The sequence below is a fragment of the Clostridium sp. genome (genome assembly GCF_036643715.1).
Lineage (GTDB): Bacteria > Bacillota > Clostridia > Clostridiales > Clostridiaceae > Clostridium.
On record NZ_JAVXRL010000019.1, the window covers coordinates 18820 to 34963 of the forward strand.

The 16144-nt window shown below is 29.7% G+C and carries 14 protein-coding genes and 1 pseudogene; 4 read left to right on the forward strand and 11 right to left on the reverse strand.

Annotation, left to right across the window (positions count from 1 at the left end):
- Nucleotides 1-120 precede the first annotated feature (120 nt).
- A complete protein-coding gene (locus RSF37_RS07335; RefSeq protein ID WP_332563751.1) occupies nt 121-489 on the forward strand; it encodes a prenylated flavin chaperone LpdD in 369 nt (122 codons plus the stop codon).
- A gap of 42 nt (nt 490-531) precedes the next feature.
- Here RSF37_RS07335 and RSF37_RS07340 read toward each other — a convergent pair whose 3' ends face one another.
- From RSF37_RS07340 to tyrP, 6 genes are all read right to left on the reverse strand, one after another.
- Nucleotides 532-1806, reverse strand: coding sequence for an aspartate aminotransferase family protein (locus RSF37_RS07340; RefSeq protein ID WP_332563752.1), 1275 nt, complete (start codon nt 1804-1806; stop codon nt 532-534).
- Nucleotides 1807-1821: 15 nt separating this feature from the next.
- Complete coding sequence (locus tag RSF37_RS07345; protein WP_332563753.1) at nt 1822-3747, reverse strand: peptidase U32 family protein; 1926 nt, start codon at nt 3745-3747, stop codon at nt 1822-1824.
- Nucleotides 3748-3899: 152 nt separating this feature from the next.
- A complete protein-coding gene (locus RSF37_RS07350) occupies nt 3900-4721 on the reverse strand; it encodes a pyridoxamine kinase (protein ID WP_332563754.1) in 822 nt (273 codons plus the stop codon).
- Between the two features lie 21 nt (nt 4722-4742).
- The gene (locus tag RSF37_RS07355; protein WP_332563755.1) at nt 4743-5270 is read right to left on the reverse strand and encodes an ECF transporter S component; all 528 of its coding nucleotides are present in this window, start codon (nt 5268-5270) and stop codon (nt 4743-4745) included.
- Nucleotides 5271-5401: 131 nt separating this feature from the next.
- On the reverse strand, nt 5402-7303 hold the full coding sequence (tdc, locus tag RSF37_RS07360; protein ID WP_332563756.1) for a tyrosine decarboxylase: 1902 nt from the start codon (nt 7301-7303) through the stop codon (nt 5402-5404).
- A 21-nt stretch (nt 7304-7324) separates the two neighbouring features.
- Nucleotides 7325-8728, reverse strand: coding sequence for a tyrosine-tyramine antiporter (tyrP, locus tag RSF37_RS07365; RefSeq protein ID WP_332563757.1), 1404 nt, complete (start codon nt 8726-8728; stop codon nt 7325-7327).
- Nucleotides 8729-8959: 231 nt separating this feature from the next.
- Between tyrP and RSF37_RS14780 the strand changes: the two are divergent.
- Nucleotides 8960-9061: pseudogene (locus RSF37_RS14780) on the forward strand (transposase-like zinc-binding domain-containing protein); the annotation flags it as partial.
- Nucleotides 9062-9448: 387 nt separating this feature from the next.
- A complete protein-coding gene (locus RSF37_RS07370; RefSeq protein WP_332563758.1) occupies nt 9449-9757 on the forward strand; it encodes a hypothetical protein in 309 nt (102 codons plus the stop codon).
- 267 nt (nt 9758-10024) lie between these two features.
- Here RSF37_RS07370 and RSF37_RS07375 read toward each other — a convergent pair whose 3' ends face one another.
- Nucleotides 10025-11401 carry a peptide MFS transporter gene (locus RSF37_RS07375; RefSeq protein WP_332563759.1) on the reverse strand — a complete coding sequence of 459 codons (1377 nt, stop codon included), beginning with the start codon at nt 11399-11401 and terminating at the stop codon, nt 10025-10027.
- 566 nt (nt 11402-11967) lie between these two features.
- Between RSF37_RS07375 and RSF37_RS07380 the strand changes: the two genes are divergently transcribed.
- Nucleotides 11968-12342: a single-stranded DNA-binding protein gene (locus tag RSF37_RS07380; protein WP_332563760.1), complete on the forward strand. Its 375-nt coding sequence runs from the start codon at nt 11968-11970 to the stop codon at nt 12340-12342.
- Nucleotides 12343-12405: 63 nt separating this feature from the next.
- Here RSF37_RS07380 and RSF37_RS07385 read toward each other — a convergent pair whose 3' ends face one another.
- From RSF37_RS07385 to RSF37_RS07400, 4 genes are all read right to left on the reverse strand, one after another.
- Nucleotides 12406-13182 (reverse strand): nuclease-related domain-containing protein, encoded by a 777-nt coding sequence (locus tag RSF37_RS07385; protein ID WP_332563761.1) that lies wholly within the window; start codon nt 13180-13182, stop codon nt 12406-12408.
- 85 nt (nt 13183-13267) lie between these two features.
- Nucleotides 13268-14851, reverse strand: coding sequence for a ClC family H(+)/Cl(-) exchange transporter (locus tag RSF37_RS07390; protein ID WP_332563762.1), 1584 nt, complete (start codon nt 14849-14851; stop codon nt 13268-13270).
- A gap of 124 nt (nt 14852-14975) precedes the next feature.
- Nucleotides 14976-15581, reverse strand: a complete 606-nt coding sequence (locus RSF37_RS07395) for a DUF3793 family protein (RefSeq protein ID WP_332563763.1) — start codon at nt 15579-15581, stop codon at nt 14976-14978.
- A gap of 23 nt (nt 15582-15604) precedes the next feature.
- Nucleotides 15605-16030 carry a flavodoxin gene (locus RSF37_RS07400; protein ID WP_332563764.1) on the reverse strand — a complete coding sequence of 142 codons (426 nt, stop codon included), beginning with the start codon at nt 16028-16030 and terminating at the stop codon, nt 15605-15607.
- Nucleotides 16031-16144: the final 114 nt, after the last annotated feature.

A 16144-nucleotide genomic window follows, 5' to 3' on the forward strand; every position in this document is an offset into this window, starting at 1 on the left:
TCCATTTCAACAATTAATCTCACAATATATATATTTTTCCTACTTAAAATATTATAATTATAAAAAACGTATTAAAAACGATGATTTTTTACTATTCTACTAAAATGGAGGTTATCTTATATGATTAACATAACAAGAAAATATAAAGATTATAATATTAATTACACTGCTGTAAATATGGGCATGGATTGGAACATAAGCATTTTTGGAGGTGATACCCCACACATCGGTGCTGTAGCTATTGGAATACCTCGTATGAGCTTAAGTGACCCTTCAGTAATAAGTTCTACTGTTTCTTTAATAACTGTAACTGGTCATAAAGAAGATGTTATCGTTCAGCCACTTGCTAAGTTACTTTCTAAAAAGTTAAATTCTACTGTTGTTATTTCTTGTGGAATACATATAGATAATATTTCTCTACAAGATATTCTTGAAATTAATAAAATTATCGATACTCTTGTTGAAGAGTTCTTATTAGAAGTTAAATAAATATGAGCCAATGGATTTTATACCATTGGCTCATTTCTATTTCTAACTAATTTCATTTAAGATAGTGTCTAATTGTTCTAATAATGTATTGATATCCTCTTCTGATATTACTAGTGGAGGTTGAAATGCTAGTACATTTCTATTAATTCCATTTTTACCTACAAGTATTCCTCTATCTTTTAGCTTTTCTAATATTAAATCTGTTTCTATAGTTCCAGGCTTACCATCTTCGCATACAAGTTCTGCTCCAATCATAAGTCCGATTCCTCTAACATCTTTAATAATCTTATGCTTATCTTTTAATTTCTCTAATCCATCTTTTAAAATGTTTCCTAGTTGATCCGCTCTACCACATAAATTATTATCTTCTATATAATCAAGAACTGCCATTGCTGTACTACAAGCTACCGGATTCCCCCCAAGAGTTGATGCAGATGGTTTGTTAAAAGCTTTTGCAATTTCATCATTTGTACAAAATGCTGATATTGGCATACCATTTCCTAAAGCCTTTGCAACTGTCATTATATCTGGAACTACGTTATAATTTTCTATTGCAAACATCTTTCCTGTTCGTCCAAATCCCGTTTGAACTTCATCAATTATTAAAAGTATTTCGTTTTTCTCAAGTAAAGCTTTAAGCTTCTCAAAATACCATAATGGCGGTGTTATAATTCCACCATTTCCTTGTATTGGTTCTGCTATTAAAGCTGCAATATTACTTGCACCTCTACTATTTATTATATCTTCTACACTTTTTAACGATTCAGCTGCAGCTTCTTCTAATGAAAGCTCTTCATCCCATGCATTTTTAGCAAAATGTATAGAATTATCTAAAGCCGGATCTGCTCTCCACATTGGAATTGCAGTTGCACTCATAGTTAAATATGTTCTTCCATGAAGTCCGTTATTTAATGCTATAAATTCACTTTTCCCTGTATATAATCTAGCTAATAACATAGCTCCTTCATTTGCTTCTGAACCAGTACAACAGAAGAATGAACGTCTTAAATTCCCAGGAAGTACTGTCTCAAGCCTTTCTGCTAAATTAACCATTTCCTCTGTTAAATACAATATTGTAGTATGCTGCAAAGTTTTTAATTGATTAATTGTAGCTTCAAGTATTTTTTCATTACAATGTCCACAGTTCATTACTGAAACTCCAGCAAAAAAGTCTATATATTTATTTCCTTTTTCATCGTATAAATATTGCATGTCCCCCCTTACTATTTGAGGTGGTTTTTTATAAAAATGATTTCCATGAGAAGATGGAAGTAAGTACTCTTTTTTCTTATTTATAATATTTTCTACGCCTATCATATTTAATTTTCCTCCTTAGTTAAATTGCATCGCTCCTAATGTAAATCCTAAATTATTATAATTAAATTGTTTAAATACATTTTGACAACTTTCTAAATTATCTATCGCTTCCTTATAACTTCTTATTACTGTTTTTAAAGTGTCATTATCATAATGGCATCCTTCTATTCTAAATCCTTCAGCATTAAGTTTTGATAGCTCATTTAATATTGGCATATAACATAATTCTTTTGATAATAACATATGATTTTTCCCTGAATTATCTCTGTATACTGGATGTTCATTGCCTTTATCATCAACTAATATTAATACACCTTTATCATTATATTTTCTAATGCCTTTATCTGATGGCGTTAATACTTTAGTATTTTCATATAAATCATGGTGCATATACATCACAACTGGAGAACCTTGTACAATTATTTCAAGTGGCATGCTTGAATTTAATAACGCTTCCTTTGTATTTGTTGCATTTGACTCACAAGAAAGTGCTGATAAACTAACTCCACTTTCTTTATAAAACTCAGCTGATAAATTGTTATATACATTTAAAGAATAATCCCCAATAAGTTCTAACCCTAAATCTCTAAATCTACTAATTGCACCAAGATTACTTAAAAGCAACCCATCTAGCATTAGGTTGTTATTTCTTAATAAATGATCATACTTTGAAAAATCTTCTTCAAACATCATTCTTGGCATACCTAAATATATTTTTGAACTCTTCTTATTTTTAGTAATATTTAATATTTCTTCTTTAGAAAAAGGTTTGTTTGGTTCAAATACATCCCCAGATAAATAAATTCTATCAACACCTTCTTCAATTGCAATAAGTGCAGCCTCATAACTATTTACTTTAACACTTAAACTTGGCTTACTACTATTAGATAGATTACAATTTAATATAGTTTTAAGTTCTTCTATTCTTTTATCTTCTAACTCAATTTCATCTACTGGATTACTAAATACCTTGCCTGTACTATAAAATTTCCCTGTACCTTCGTATCTTTCATTTATATTAGAAAGACCTGGATTTCCAAAGGCATATGCAGTTGAAAAATCTCTCTTCCTGTTTTCCTGTAATTTATCTGTATGCTTCTTTCTATCATATCTAATTGGATCATCTATATATCTATCAATTGCATCACTATAATAATTAATTAAATCAACTAAATATTCTGCATCTCTCATTCTTCCTTCTATTTTAAATGACACTACACCAGCTTGTATAAGTTCTGGTATATTTTCATACATATACATATCTTTAACTGCCATTGGGAAAGTTGTATCATATACCTTTTCTTCTTTATTAATCTTAAACGACCAGCGGCAAGGCTTCATGCAAAGTCCTCTATTACTGCTTTTACCAAAAAGCATTCCACTATAAAGACATTGAGCTCCATTTGTTACACACATATCACCATGCACGAAATATTCAAATTCCATATCTGTCTGATTTTTAAATTGCTCTATTGTTTTTAAATCTAATTCTCTTGATGTAACAACTCTTGTTATACCAATTTTTCTTAATTCTTTTACAGTCTCAAGGTTATGGACATTCATCATAACTGATGAGTGTATATTTAAATTTAAATTCATCTTTTTAATTAGTTGAATTATACTCATATCTTGTACTATTAAAGCATCTGGTTTTATTTTTTCTAAAAATAATAAATATTCTTCTGCTTGCTCTAAATCTTCAAAGCTCAAAAGATTATTTACTGTAATATATAACTTCTTATTAAGTGAATGTGCTATATTTATTGCTTCTTCAAGTTGTTCATTTGAAAAATTAAAATCTTTTCTATGCATTCTCATATTAAATATTTTTCCACCTAAATAAACAGCATCTGCACCACTTTTTATAACATCCTTAAAAATTTCAAAGTTTCCACATGGAGCTAGTAACTCCACCTCTTGATTATTAAAATATCTTGCCATATAATTATTCCCTCATTCCTTCTATCTTTAGTTTTAAAAAATTTATTGTTAATTATATCATATTAATTAACTTTGTTAAATTTTTTCAAATCTTTTGTAACATTTTTGTACATAAAAAAACTATTCCACTTTATAAGTGAAATAGTCTTCTATTATAATAATCTATATAGTTGTCTTTCAAGTAATACACCTTCACGTATAGGATAATCATACTCCATACTACCTCTTATACACTCTTCAACAAAGGTTGATGAACTTTCTACAGCCTCTATTAATGTATTTCCCTTTAACATTTCAGTACATAATACAGCTGTAAAAATATCTCCTGTTCCAGGATAAGATTTATGAAGTTTCTCATGATGAATAATTGAAAAATCTTTTCCATCATATAATGCAATCCCAATAGTTCCTTCTTCTGATGGAACAGATGTAATAATAATATTACTAGCCCCAATTTTCTTTAGATCATTTACTATATCTCGTATATCATCTTCACTATAGGAATCTTTAAATTCCCTATTAGTTAAATAAATAGCTTCTGTGAAATTTGGAGTAATAACATCACTTAACTTAATTAACTTTCTTAATTCTTTAACATATTCTAAATCAAACCCATTATATAATTTATAATTGTCTCCAAATATCGTGTCTACTATAGTTACTCCCTTAGTTTCTTCCTCTAAGTATTCTATTGTCTCTTTTACTTTTTCTCTTGTTCCCAAATAACCAATAAAATTCAAATCAAAGTCTATTCCATTTTCATTTAAACTATCTGTTGCTTTTTTAATAAAATTTTCACTATCAACTTTAGCTATATCTTTAAATCCGCCAGTATGGCTTGATAGTATAACAGATGGTATAGGACAAACTTCAATTCCTCTAATACTCATAATAGGCATTATATTTGTTAAAGAAGCCTTGCCAACAGTGCAAAGACTGTGTATAACTAGTGCTCTCGTAACTGGTTTACTCAATTTCTTATCTCCGTTTCTCTTTTAGTTCATTTTTTGTAATAAGCCTCTAGCGCTAGCTTTAATAGCCATTGATAATGGTATTGCTATTACTATTCCAATTACAGTTGTAACTATTGATGTTGCAAGTGATGCTACAGCACCTTCCCATCCTTGGAAAATAATCCAATTAACTAGGAAATAACCAAATAATGATACTAATCCACCACATATAAATGCAATTATATTAATGATTGTACTATTACCTTCTTTACCATTCATATATGCAACCTTACCAGCTACATATCCTGTTAATCCTTTAATTATAAATGTAGGAATAACCCATAGTGCAAATGCTGGAGTTAGTGCATCCATAAGGGCGCTTCCAATTGCTGCAGGTAAAGCAGCCTTTTCACCAATTAATACTGCAACTATAAATATTACTGTTGTCCCTAAGTGAACCATAGATACTCCTCCACCTATTGGGATTTCAATATGAATATATGTTCCTAAAAATATTAATGCAGCGAACATTGAATACATAACAAGTTTTTGAGTTTTCATCTGCTTCATTATACTTCCCCCTCCTATATTGATTTTCTTTTTATTAATATTATTACTTACAGATAACCCTTGTCAAATGTATCGATACATTATAAGTATGAAATATAGAGTGCCCACAAAAATGTGACACTCTATTAAAATTATTTTACAGGCTTTTCTTCTCCAAGTATCTTTTCAAGCTTTTCTACTATAGCTTTATCCATCTTAGCCATATACTCATTAAATACTTTTTCATTATTTAAGAATGGTGATAGCACACAAGCTCTAAGTATTGTTACTTTTTGAACTCTATCCCATTCTTTTAATGGTATTCCACAACCTTCAACAAATTGAGTTGGTGAATCCCCATAATCACCTTCTGTAAAATCAGTATGAGATGTTAAAAAATCATTTACATATAAAGGTTCTTTAACATAAGATGCCTCTTCATAAAAATTATGATTTAAGTCATTCATAACTTTTAAGTCAGTATTTCCTCTAACATTAAATGAAAAGTCTACCATATTAAAATCTGGCTCAACTAATGGATATACGTCAACAATTTTACTTCCAACTTGATATGACTTTTGCATTTTCAGTTTATTATAAAGTTTATAAGCTCCTTCATTTCCTGCTCCAATTAACTTACCATAACCTGTTATATTAAGCGGCATAACTTTATGTGCTGTCCAAACTGATGCAGCTGTAGCACCCGCTTTTGAACCTTCAAGCATGAAAGCTCCAAGAAGGGATGGAATATCCGCTCCTTTTTCAAATACATAAGTTGCAAAGTATGAAATTGAATCTCTCATCCTCTTATCTTTTACAATAATCCCACCTGCTGAATAAGGTATGTATCCCATTTTATGTGGATCTATTGTAATTGTATCTGCCTTTTCCATAGCTTTAAATGCATTATATACATCTGTTGATGGCCATGCTGTATTCTTATCTAAAATAGCTCCATGTTCTAACATTTTTTCTTTAAACTTATCTTCAGGGATAAATGAATAATCATCATCTAAGAAAATAGATCTTGCATATCCACCATAAGCTGCATCAACATGCAAATAAAAATTTATACCCTTCTTTGAGTATTCCTCTCTTATTTCTGCAATTTTATCAATATGGTCTACAGCACCTTCCTCTGTTGAACCAACAACTCCAACAACTCCAAGTATAGGAATCTCTTTACTTGTGTATTCTTCTATTGTCTTTCTAAGTTCATCCATATCCATTCTGTAATTATGGTCTACTTTTACTGGAATAACAGCATCAACTCCAAGTCCAAGTATATCCCCAGCTTTAAGCCATGAATAATGTTTTGTTTGAGGTATTAACCACTTTCCAAGCTTAGCTATTTTATCACCTGCACCTCTTGCTGAATGTTCTTTTATCTCATCTAATTTTTCTCCACACTTATCCATTAAGTCTAATATTTCACTAACACTCATATTTAAAAGTTCCCACTCTGACTTTCCTTCAACCAATTGCGGAACTATCTCTTTAATTGCAAGTGGAATTGATTTAATATTTCTTGCATACCATAACCCTTCATAGTTAGCTATTGAACCATCTGCACAAATGTGTCCCCAGCCGTTATCATTGTAACTAACTAATTTGCAGAAATCTTCCCCAACTTCTTCTTCCATTTCTGATGTTGCAGGTGATGATTCATATGCAACATTATTTCCGTTATATAGCATTGCTGCAAAGTATCCAAGTATTGCAGGCATAAGAGTTTCTGAATTCATATGTCCTAAAAATCTTGGAGAATGCCAAGGAACTGATCCAGCTCTTAACTTTGATGATAACTCTATTAATACTTCTTCAAGTCTATCTTTACTTACTATAAAGCTTTCTTTTCTTTCATCTGCAACCTTTATTATTGTTTGATCTTCAGGATGGTAATTCTTCCTCCATTCTGCATGATCATTAAAAAGTCTAAGTAAGTTTTCCTCAAAAAAATCTTCATTTTCTGACTTTGGTCCTAAAAACATAGCTTTCAGATTAATATCTTCGTTGTTTTCTATAGTATCTGTACCTTTTTTTATATCATCCATATTGTAAACTCTCCTTATCTTTTATTTCTTTTTCCATGACTCTTTTTTAAATGCATATATGATTAATGGTGAAATAAAGCAAATTAATGTACCAATTACTTGGAACCCAATATACATAGTTCTTCCTGATTCAGGTATTGAACTTGGAGGTATAAGGCTTACTGCAATTGTTAAAAACACACCGATAAATGCTAGAATACAAGCTATCCACATTCCACTTTTTCCTCCTGGAATTGTAAATGCTCTCTTTACGTCTGGCTGCTTATATTTTAAAATAATTTCTGCAAGTATTATAAATATGTAAACTACGCTGTATAAAATAGTTGTTAAAATAAGTACCATGAAAAAACTATTATTAACATCTGGTACAACAACATATAAAACTGCAACTAGTGATACTACTATTGCTTGAATTAGAACAAACGTTATTGGAACATTACGCTTAGTTCTCTTTTGGAACATTGGAGGTAAGTTTCCTTCTTCTGCAACTTTTATCATTGATTTTGAAGGACCTAAAACCCATGCACTTAATTGTGCTAATACTCCTATTGCTATCATGGCTGCAATTACATTTGTAAGCCATGGCATCCCAAGTTCATTGAAATATAATTGAAATGGTTGAGTTATGTTTGATAATTCTATTTTATCTGATGGTATAGCATTTGCTTCTGTAAGACCTGCTATTAAATTGAATATTATAAGCAATCCCATTGATACGAAAACTGATATTGGATAATTCCTTTTTGGATTTTCAATATTATTTGCATGAACTGATGCTATTTCAAGTCCTGAAAATATAAATATTATTCCTGAAAAAAATGAAAGTTTATCATATGATGATAAGCTAGGTATTGCTGTTTGCATATTAAATGGTCCTAAATGAACGTTTCCATGTTTAAGTGTCCACCATATTCCTAAAACAACTAATGCTACAAAAGGAATATATATACCAACTACAGCTCCAATACTTCCTACTATTTTACCCATATCAAATTTAAAGTTTAGTAATGTTACTGTCCAATAAGAAATAACTATTACAATGAATATAAATTTGTTATTCTGTGCAAGTTCAGGCATTCCTACTGCATAAGCTAGCATTACACCAACTGTTGAACTTACCATAACCATACCAAAGAATAGTTGAACCCATAAAAGCCAAGCAGTTACAAATCCCCATCTTTCACCAAGTGCTTCTTTAACCCACACTTGTGATCCTCCTTCTTTAGTCCATCCTGTTGCAAGTTCTGCTGAAATTAGTGAAATTGGTATTGCAAATAGTACTGCAGCACCTATCATAAAGAATATCTGTTGCCATCCAACAATGGCAAGCGTCGGTACACTTCTTACGCTTCCATAGAAAGCAATACTTATTCCTATAAGTTGGAATAGCGTAAGCTTATTAGTTCCTTTTTTCATCTCTTCCATGTTGTTACACATCCTTTTCTTAGTTTCTACATTAAATTTTTGTAACTAAGGTTATTATGTGTAAAATATAAATCTTAAATACTGACAATATGCACCATAATATTACACGATAACTCTTTTTATCTATACTAGTGCTGTATGTAAATTCCACTCTTATTCTAATGTTCCAATTATATGTTGGTAGTTTAAATATCATTTTCTTTGTCAATAATGTAATGAGGTGAATTTTATATGTATAATTATAACAATTGTCCATTTTGCTCAAGCGAATCTTTTATAAAATATGGTCGATACAAAAATATACAGCGATACAAATGCAAAAATTGTGATAGAACATTTTCTGATTGCACAAATTCCGTATGGTATAACTCAAAAAAGCCATCAAACTGCTGGTATGACTACTGTAAACTCATGTTTGCCGGTAATAGTATTCGAAAATGTGCAGCTATTTTGCACATAAGTATAAATACGTCCTTTGAATGGAGGCATAAGATTTTGAATAAACTTCCTAATTGCAATAACAATATTTTTCTATATAACTATATAGGCTTAAAACATTTGCAGTTTCCTGAAAGTTTTAAAGGTCAAAAAGTTCCTCCGATAAGTATAAATAACGAAAGACGCCAAAAAGTTTTTGTATCTGTAATTCTTAATGAAAAAAGCATGTCCTTTTCAAAAATCGTATCTAAAGGCATACTATTTCAATCAATGTGTATTGACATGTTAAAGAAAAAATTAAAGTTTAATTCTAATATTATAGGTTTTTGTGATAGATATTCTACTGCGATTGCTAGAAGATTAAATAAGGACCTTAGACGATTTAAAGAATGTCCTTTAGATAGCCAATTGAATTTAAAAGATTTGCTCCAAAACTTTTCTTCTCTTTTAAGAGTCTGGCTTGGTATTTTTAGAGGGGTTGCAACTAAATATTTAGATGCTTATTTAGATTGGTTTATTCATGTGTTCGAAAATTCTTTTAATAATAAAGTTATGACTTCAAATCTAATAAACGCTATATTTTGTAATTAATTTTTTTATATAAAACTATCCTTTTTTATATATTCTACTTAAGTTTGTACAAGCATTGTTCTTTAATAATTATGTATTTTTTATTCATTTTACGTTCTTCCTATTTCTATCTTTTTCTTTCTTTTATTACAATTCACACTATTTTTCTACATTATCATATTTCAATTACCAATATTAAATTAGAACATTGCAATATAGTGTTTTTTAACACTGAACAACACAATTACATAAAAAAATAAGGCCGTCATAAAAACGGCCCTATTTAATCTATTCCATCATACTTTTAATTTTTTTACTAAATATTAATAATATTGCACCTAATGTCATTACAACAGCTGCTATTAATGCGAATATCTCTCCGGCTCCTAACTTTTCAATATTTGATGCTAAGAATCCTCCAAGAATATTTGCAATACCATTACTTGCAAGCCATAATCCCATTAGAAGTGCTGCATACTTAAGCGGTGCAAGTTTTGATACCATTGATAATCCTATTGGTGATAAACATAACTCACCTACAGTATTACAGAAGTATGTTATTACAAGCCACCACATACTAGCTTTTACAGTTGGATTTTCTGCTCCACCAATTGAGTAAACTGCAATTACCATGAATAAGAATCCTACTCCTAGTATGATCATACCTAATCCCATTTTTACAGGAATACTTAAATCACCCTTCTTTCTATTTGAAAGTTTAAGCCATAATTTAGCCATTATTGGTGAAAGTAGTAATACAAATACTGGGTTAATTGACTGGAACCATGAAACTGGTACTGTCATTCCCATTAAATCTCTGTTTGTTAGCTTTTCAGCGAACATTGTTAATGAACTACCTGCTTGTTCAAAGCCTGTCCAGAAGAAAATAACGAATGTTGTTAATATTAATATTGAAGCAACTCTCTTCTTTTCTTTCTTAGTTAATGGTTCGTTTTTATATGATACATTACTCTTTTTATCTATCATTTTAGCTGCTGGTTTTTCTCCTAAATGACCTAAGTACTTAGGTGAGAACACTATGTATATAATTTCTCCAATTACCATACCGATAGCTGCTGCTAAGAATCCGTATTTAAATCCGTATGTCATTTGACCGTTAATTGTACTTGCGAATAAATCTTCCGCTAAGAATCCGCAAATTAATGGTGCTATGAATGATCCTAAATTAATTCCCATATAGAAAATTGTAAATGCTGAATCTTTTCTTTTATCATCTGGTTTGTAAAGTTGTCCAACAATTGTTGAAATATTTGGTTTAAAGAAACCATTACCTATTATTAATAATGTTAAACCAGCAAAAAGTCCTATTCTACTGCTGAACATAAATAATGTTAAGTTTCCAAGGAACATTATTCCTCCACCAATTATAACTGATTTCTTTTGACCTAAGTAATTATCTGCTAAATATCCACCAACAATTGGTGTAAAATATGTAAATCCAGTATATGTTCCGTATATTAAAGCTGCTGTACTAATACTAAATCCTAAACCACCTTGTATAAAACTAGTAGTTAAATATAGCATTAATAATGCTCTTAATCCATAATAACTAAATCTTTCCCACATTTCTGTTAAAAATAAAAGGTACAATCCTGGCGGATGTTTAAGTCTATTACCTTTTACAGCGTCGTTTGCCATTTCCATAATAATTCCTCTTTTCATAAGTTTGTATTTATTTATTCATTTTTTATTTTTGCAATTATTCAATTTTGAAATTTCTTTTTTTGTCCTTTTCACTACACTAAAAACTATATCACTCTGCTAAAGTGTTTTCAATATTTTTTCCCTTTCTTTTAATTAAATTTACATTTTGCTATAAAATCATATATTTTAACCTATTTCTAATTATCAATTTATCAAAAATAGGCTGTTTTTTTGCTCATTGTTTATCAACTCAACAAAATTGTTATGTATTTCCGAATAATACATTTGCTCTCCCTAAGCGTACACTTGCAAGTTTTATTGCATCAACGTTCCATTTCAAGCCGTTTACAGGAAGTCTCTGTGAAAATTTTTATGAATTATTATGAAACACGTTCCATTTTCGTTAACATTTTATTTACATTTAACAGCCTTTTAACAAGCAAACTTCCTATAAAATAGCCATTTGTCATAAATTAGCACTTTAAGACGAACGTTTGTTCGTATACTTTTCTAATTAATGTCAATACTGTTTAGTGAACAAACAAATATTTAAGGAGTGATTTTACATGAACAAAGTATTATTAGTAGGAAATTTAACTAGAGATCCAGAAATTAATTATTCAAAGGATAAGGGTATTCCATACAGTAAATGTACATTAGCTGTTGATAACAAAATATCAAAAACAACATATTTCATACCTTTCATAATTTTTGATAAAGCTGCAGAAGCTCTTTGTGAGTATGGAAAGAAAGGAAACAAGATAGGAATTTCAGGATATATCTCAACTAGTACATTTTCAAAAGAAGATTCAACAATATATAGTACAGATGTAGTTGCTGAATCTTTCGAGTTTATAAACTTCATAAAAAAATCTACCTCTTCAGCTGATAATCAAGTTGAAGATTTAGATATGGCTTCAAATGAAACTTTACCTTTTTAATATTCAAAAGGGATGTATCAAAATAAACTTTAACGTTATTTTGATACATCCCTTATTTTTTTACTATTTACTTACTTTAATAATTATATCCAGTACCCCTTCGAAATCTACATCCATTTTACCTTTATAACTATTTATATAATTAACTAAATCGTTTGCAGTATCTTCGTTAAAGATACTAACATTATTTACATCATACTTAACGTTAAAGCTTACATCATTATTAGCGTAATAAACTATAGACTTTACATCGATTATAAAACCTTCTTTTCTTAAGTACTCCTCAAGTCTAAGCTCCTGCTTTTTAACTTTACTTATAGGATTATCAACCTTTTTCTCAATTCCTTCAAAGTCAACAGTCCACTTATTATCATTAGCGCTACCACTAACTTCACCTCTATCATTTCGTATATATATAATAAATAAAGCATCTTTATTTATAACTGCAGTATGTATGTAATTAATTCCACTTGGACTTTTAAAACTTAAATTTTTAAGTATGTAGTTACTATCATTTAAAATACATAGTTCCTCTGGAATAATACTATTATGAATATTAGCTTCACTATCCTTTACGAGTTTAATAAATCCTTTATCAGTATGTTCCTTCCTTAAATATTTTCTCTTTAAGTATGCATATGTAAGTATTAACCCTGCTACTATAATAAACAAGTCCTCAAAATTACCAAATAAACTTCCTACACTAAATATAACAAGTACAAGCTTTACTATAAATATACTTATTATAAATGCTATTACAGCAGAAATTTTGTCTAATTTAAACTTTTCTTTTTCCTTGTTCAAGCTCTTAACCTCATCCATTTTTACTAGTATGGCCATAAAATCACATCCAATGCTTAAATTTAAAGGGTTAGAAACATTCTAACCCTTTTAGTATATACCAAATTTTATATTATAATCCCTTTTAAGCTTCTACTACTGTAGATAATCTTTGAAGTTCTTCCATTGAACTTGCTGCCTTATCATCATCAACAAGTACAACTAGGAAATCACCTGATAGAATTTCTGTATCTCCATTAGGAATTATTTCCTTTCCTCCTCTTTTTATACCTACTAATAAACACTCTTCTGGCCATTCTATATCTTTTATATAATTACCTTCAACTGCACTACCCATAAATACTGATATTTCTAATATAGTCTTTTTAGGATATGCTTTGTGGTCAACTTCATCATCTTTACCATACTTCTTTAAACTTCTTTCAAGTAAACTTTCATAAATAGGTTCTGATTTTAGAATATCTGAAGTTACATATGCAAATATAACTACTATAGTTAATGCTAATAAATGTTCAAATGATCCTGACATTTCTGTAATTAATACTATTCCTGTAATAGGTGCCTTAACTATTGAAGCAAAATGTCCTGCCATTGCAAAAATAACAAAATTTATTATATACATTGTAGGAATGTGTGTTGCTTTACAAACCATTATTCCAAATATATTACCAACTATTGCTCCAAGCACTAGTAATGGGAAGAAAATACCTCCTGGTGTACCTGAACCAAAACTGATAAATGTAAATACATATTTCACTAATAAAAATAAAAATAACATTGCGATTGTAAACTTACCATTTCCAAGACTCATTATAAGTGAATGTCCTCCACCTAATAAAATAGGTGCTGTAAGACCAACTATTCCTGCAAATAAGAAAGGAACCATTACTTTAACCTGAACTGGAACTTTCTTAAAGAATGCATATGCATCTTGTGTTTTAAGTATACCCTTACTAAATAAAACTCCTGTAAATCCAAGAACAATACCAAGAAGGCCTAAAGTCCAGTAATATTTAAGTGGTAATGCTGAAACATTTGAAAATCCTAGTGCTGGTTTAAGCCCTAAGAAATTTTTACACATAAAATCAGCGGCAATTGATGCTGACATTGCTGATAATAAAACTAGTGGTGAAAAATTCTTATGTACTTCCTCTAATGCAAATATAACTCCTGATAATGGAGCATTAAAAGCTCCTGACAGACCTGCACTAGCACCACTTGTAATTAGAAATTTATCTTCTATATTTATTCTTTTGCATACCTTTGAGAAACCTTGCCCAATAGCTGCTCCCATTTGTACTGAAGGACCTTCACGTCCTACAGAAAGTCCCGCAACTAATGCTGCCGTACCTCCAATAAATTTGAAAATTAAAACTCTAAGCCAATTAACTTCAAGCCTTTTCATAAGTATGCCTTCAACTTGTGGTATACCACTCCCTGAAATCATAGGATCTTTTTTTACTAAACATCCAACAAAAAAACCCATTAAACCAAGTATTACAAATACTAATATTATAGTTAATGGATGACCCTTTGAATAAGTATAAAATTTAATAAGTAGTGGAGATAATTTTTCAACTAACACCCTGTTTGCTACAATTACTAGTCCTGTAAGTAGCCCTATAAGTGCTGATTCCCATATTAATCTAATCTTTAAATTATTTCTATGGGGAAAAATATCACTTACTCCATCTTTGCTTTTTTCCATCGTCTTCTCCCCTTAATTAATTTCTATCTATATTCTTTCGATATATAGACCACATATTATTATATAACTTTATTACATGTAATTTGTAAACTTTCTATAAATTCACACATAAAAAAAATAATATCTAAAACATAGATATTATTTTTTCTGTTTCATATTCAGCTATTAAATAATCTAACATAGTTTCTTTTGATTCATCATATTTCTTAAATGTAGATGTAGCATTTTCAAAGTTATTGTATACTTTCCAATAACCGCATAATAAACATTTTTTATTACTGCACTCCATAAAGTCAATAACATCTTTTAATGGTATTCCTAAAAATATCCCAAGCTCGTGAGGACAATGATATATGTTATATCTCTCTACAAGCTTATTTAAGAACTCTTCTATTTGCCAGTCCATATTATATCCTAACTTATATAAAAAGCTTCTAACATCTATATTTTCAACAAATTTACTAAGTCTTTTACTAGAGTAGATTAAAACTATTACTGCCCTATCATCTTCTCTTAATATTTTGTAATCCAAATTAATCTTATTTAAAAATACTTCCTTATGATTATTCCAAATAAAATATTCCTTACTATCCTTTTTAAGAGTAATTGTTGAAGATGGTTTAAATCCACTTACAACTGGTGCTAATAAAAACAGCATATATTTTTCAAAATATTCAACACCACTCATTCCCTTTAATATGCTCATAAATTCTTTTAGTTTCTTTTCCATCTTCAACTCACTACTCCTATCCTCTAAATTTTAGCTATTTTTTCTCCAATTTCAATTAATCTGTTTGCTTCATTACCTTCTGGAGCTTCGTTTGCGATTACATCTCTTTCTAGAAGCTCTGCTCCTAAACTTTCCATTCTATCTTCCCATAAAGTCATCCATTCACCGGTTCCCCATCCATATGATCCAAATAAAATCATTTTCTTACCTGAAACTTCACTTTCAATTGATTCAACAAATGGTTCCATCTCGCCTTCTTCTATAACTTCAGCACCCATTGCTGGAGATCCTAGAAGAACAATATCACAGTTTTTAATATCTTCTATTGATGCTTCTGCTACATTTTTAATTGTAACTTCACCGCCACCTTTTATTATTCCATTTTCTAAAAGGTTTGCCATTGCTTCAGTATTCCCTGATCCTGTCCAGTATATTATATTTGCTTTCATACAACCTCTCCTTAATTGATATTGATTATCATTATTTATTAATACTATATTATTTATTTCATTTTTTGTCAATAATTATTTAAGCAAAAAAATAGTAAGCTAATTAAAAATCAG